Raw genomic sequence first — 3888 nt, forward strand, 5'->3', positions numbered from 1 at the left:
CACTCAGCCACGGGTGGCGCCCTGCGGCCAGATGATGCCCAAGGGGAGGCCCATCCGTTCCGCGTAGGCAACGACGTCGGCGGTCCCGCCATGCGCGCACGCGTTCAGTCGCTGTGGGACCAGGCCGTACGGCGGTGGGACTCGTTCTCCTGGGCGAGGCGTCGCAGGACCGCCAGAACGGGTTCGAGGAGCAGGACGACGATCGCGGCGTGCTCGGCGAGCCGGAGGCGGTCCTCGATGCCTTCGATCCGGTCGAAGTCCAGTCGGGCCGCGGCGGCGGCCAGTTCGGCATAGGGCAGCAGTTCCTCGGTGCTGTACTCCATGCCGAGGCGGCTGAGGTCCATCAGGCTCGCGGCGAGTGCCCTGCGGTGCGGCGATTCCTCGGAGATGTCCCATCCCATGGCGTCCAGCAGCCGGTCGACCTGCGGAGCGTGCTCGTCGACCGCGTCGGTCTCGGTGGCATCGACCGGAGTGGGCAGGGCGTAGTGGACGACGCGGAGCGTGTCCAGTGGTTCGAGCGGCTGGTCGATCGCGGTGAGGACGTCGCGGGTGGCGGCGATGGACAGGCCGCCGCGGGCGGTCATGGCGCGGATCAGGCGCAGGCGCTGAACGTGTTCGTCGCCGTACAGGGTCAGGGTGGCGCCGAGGGATCGGCCGGGCGGCAGCAGGCCTTCCCGTAGGTAGTACTTGATGGTCCCGACCGGTGTTCCGGTCAGGCGGCTCAGGTCGGAGATCCTCATGCGCTCACTCGCTCGAACGGTTCGGTGTGTGACCAGTCTCCCAGGCTCCCGAATGGACTCACGCATTCGATAGTGTCACTATCGAGCTAGAAAGTGAAAGTTTCCAGCGGTCGGCTGACCAGCCGCGATGCCGGGGCCCTTTCGCTACCGAACCTTGCGCGCCACTCTCGGCGCGACCTCGCAACTGGAGCACCATGCCAGCCCCACGCCCCACCGGAACCAGGTGCCACGAGCAGGCCCCTGTCGCGCTGCGCCACCGAGGGAGGCGGAATGTCTGAGCCGACCCACGCGCCCAGGGCGAGCGCCCGCGGTCTGCTGCGCGGAAAAGGCCTCTGGCTGCGGTCGGCGCTGACCCTCGGCCTGCTGTCGTTCGTCCTGTCGCTGCTGTACCTGGGTGCCAACAACGATCCGGTCGGCTCGATGAAGGACCTGCCGATCGCGGTGGTCAACGCGGACCAGGGCACCAAGATCGCGGGGCAGCAGGTCAACCTGGGCGAGCAGATCACCCCGCAGATCACCCAGGCCGCCGACCTGAAGGGCAAGGTCGCCTGGAAGCAGGTCGACCGCCGGACCGCCGACGAGCTCCTGGCCAAGGACAAGGTGTTCGGCGCGCTCGTCATCCCGGAGGACTTCTCCGCCTCCGTGGCCGCCCTCGCCGGCCCGCTCCAGCACGAGCCGCACCCGCCGACCATGACCGTGCTGACCAACCCCGGCGCCGGAAGCTTCGGCTCCTCCATGGCCTCCGAGATCAACCGCAAGATCGTCCAGACCACCTCGGCCCAGGTGGGCCGGCAGCTCGCCGAACAGCTGAGCCACCAGGCCGAACACCAGGCGGCACCCGGCACCGCTGCCAAGCCCGTCACACCGGGCACCGCTGCCAAGCCCGCCGCGCCCGGCGCCGCGGCGCAGCTGATGATCGCCGACCCCGTCAAGGCCACGGTCCAGGAGGGCCACCCGCTCGGGCAGCACAGCGGCCTCGGGCTGAGCGCGTTCTTCTACACCCTCGTCCTCGTCCTGGGCGGCATGCTCGGCGCCAACGTCATCCACACCCAGCTGGACACCGCACTCGGCTACATCGCCAGCGACAAGGGCCCGGTCCGCACCGCCAAGCCGCTTCAGCACCTCAGCCGGGTACGCCACTTCGCCGTCGGCTCGGTCCTCATGATCGTCCTGTCGATGGTGACCTCCGCACTGGCCATGGGTGCCGCCGTCGGAGTCATCGGCATCGACGCCTCCCACCTGCTGCAGCTGTGGATCTTCGGCAGCTGCGCCACGGCCGCGATGGGCATCACCGCTCTCGCCCTGCTCGCCGCCTTCGGCACCCCGGGCCCCATCGTCTCCATGCTCGTGCTGATCGGCCTGGCCATCCCGTCCGCCGGCGCCACCATCCCGCTCCAGGCACTGCCCGGCTTCTACCGGTTCCTGGCCGACTTCGAGCCCTTCCGCCAGGTCGTCGACGGCGTCCGGTCCATCCTCTACTTCGACGCGCAGGCCGACGCCGGACTCGGCCGCGCCTGGACCATGGTCGGCATCGGCTTCGCCGTCTCCCTCGTCGTCGGCCTCGCGGTCACCCACCTCTACGACCGCAAGGGCCTGCACCGCGCTGCCGCGCCCCACCCGCCGGCACCGGAGCTCGCTCCGGCCGGCTGACCACCCCGTGGACCGGTCCGACGCCGGCAGGGATCGCCGGCGTCGGACCCGCAGGCCGCAGGCAGGCCTGCCTGCGCACCCGGCAAACGACCAATTGGAAGGCCCCCCGTGCCACCCCTGCGACCGCTCGGCCGCCTCTACCGGATCGCCGTGCTCTGGAAGGCCCGACTGGAGCCCGTCCTCAAGGAGCACGGGCTCACCGCCGCCAACTTCCACGTGCTCGTCACCCTGCGCCAGGCCGGTCCCTCCCACCGGCTGACCACCGGCCAACTGGCCGCCCTCGACATGGTCACCTGCTCGGGGATGACCGTCCGCGCGGACAGGCTGGAGAAGGAGGGGCTGATCACCAGGGAGCGTGACGACCGTGACCGCCGCATCATCCACCTCAGGCTCACCGATCGCGGCGTCGACCTCGTCGACCGCCTCCTCGCCCACTACTACGCGGTCGAGGAGCAGTTGACGGCGACGCTCGACGCCGACGAGTACCGGGTCCTCACGAAGCTGGCCGACAACCTGGAACGCTCACTGGAGCGCCTGGCGGACGCACCAGGGTCGGCCCACGAAGGTCACGCGTGAAGTCGGCCCGGCCGACTTCTCGCGCAAGTTCCTGGCGAAAAAGCAGGTGAGAGGCTCTGGAAGCCTCCGGTAGGGTCCCGCCCGTGACGGACTGGCGTGAGATCTACGAGACCGACTGCGCGCTCCCCCCAGGGCGCCGGCTGGACGACCTGGTCGCGGAGTTGGCGGCCGCCCTGGGGGACCCCGACCCCGAGGTCAGGGACGGCTACCCGTACGCGGTCCTGGCGGCGTGGATCCGGCGCGGGGTGATCGACGGCGAGCGGTGCCTGGCGCTCGGCGATCTGATGGCGGAGCGCTTCACCGATCCGCGGATCGAGGCCAGGACGTTCGCGCCGCTCGTCCTGGAGATGATCGTGAGCCAGGGCAGCCTCAGGCCCGAATGGCTCGACGCCTTCGCCGCCTGGTACCGCTCGGAGGCCGATCTGCGAGGCTGTGACGACACGCTCGGCTGGCTGCACGCCGTGGCGCACGGCGCGGACCTGCTGGCGACGTGTGGTGTGCGGCCCGACATCGACCCCGAACCGCTGCTCGTGCTCGCCGCCGAGCGTCTGCTCACCCCGACCGACTACCTGTTCGCACAGCGGGAGGACGACCGGCTCGCCAAGGCAGTCGCCCGCATCCTCACCCGCACCGACCTGACCGCGGAGCGATCGACCGCCTGGCTGTCGCCGATCGGCGCCGCCTTCGCCGCACTGGAGCGCGGGCCGATGCCGGTCTGGGTCTCCAACACCGCGCGCACTCTGCGCGCCCTGTACCTCCTGGCGGACCTCGGGGTGTCCGCCGAACGCGGCGGGCACCCCGTCCCGCTCGCCCATGGCGATGCGGTCAAGGCCCGGGTGGCCGAGGTCCTGCGCCCGGTGCTTCCGTAGCCGGGGGCACTGCTGTGTGACGGAGCGCGCGAGAAGTCGGCCCGGCCGACTTC

General features: G+C 70.9%; 4 protein-coding genes. 3 read left to right on the forward strand and 1 reads right to left on the reverse strand.

The window, feature by feature from the left end:
- Positions 1-104: 104 nt before the first annotated feature.
- Positions 105-740: a MerR family transcriptional regulator gene (locus tag ACFU7Y_RS41390; RefSeq protein WP_380771565.1), complete on the reverse strand. Its 636-nt coding sequence runs from the start codon at positions 738-740 to the stop codon at positions 105-107.
- A gap of 270 nt (positions 741-1010) precedes the next feature.
- Here ACFU7Y_RS41390 and ACFU7Y_RS41395 point away from each other — a divergent pair, with 270 nt between their 5' ends.
- The 3 genes from ACFU7Y_RS41395 to ACFU7Y_RS41405 all read left to right on the forward strand — a co-directional run bounded on the left by ACFU7Y_RS41395 (position 1011) and on the right by ACFU7Y_RS41405 (position 3835).
- Positions 1011-2390: a YhgE/Pip family protein gene (locus ACFU7Y_RS41395; RefSeq protein WP_224274503.1), complete on the forward strand. Its 1380-nt coding sequence runs from the start codon at positions 1011-1013 to the stop codon at positions 2388-2390.
- A 108-nt stretch (positions 2391-2498) separates the two neighbouring features.
- The gene (locus ACFU7Y_RS41400) at positions 2499-2966 is read left to right on the forward strand and encodes a MarR family transcriptional regulator (protein WP_224274502.1); all 468 of its coding nucleotides are present in this window, start codon (positions 2499-2501) and stop codon (positions 2964-2966) included.
- Positions 2967-3049: 83 nt separating this feature from the next.
- A complete protein-coding gene (locus ACFU7Y_RS41405) occupies positions 3050-3835 on the forward strand; it encodes a DUF2785 domain-containing protein (RefSeq protein ID WP_380771567.1) in 786 nt (261 codons plus the stop codon).
- Positions 3836-3888 lie beyond the last annotated feature (53 nt).

This window comes from Kitasatospora sp. NPDC057542 (assembly GCF_042801945.1).
GTDB lineage: Bacteria > Actinomycetota > Actinomycetes > Streptomycetales > Streptomycetaceae > Kitasatospora.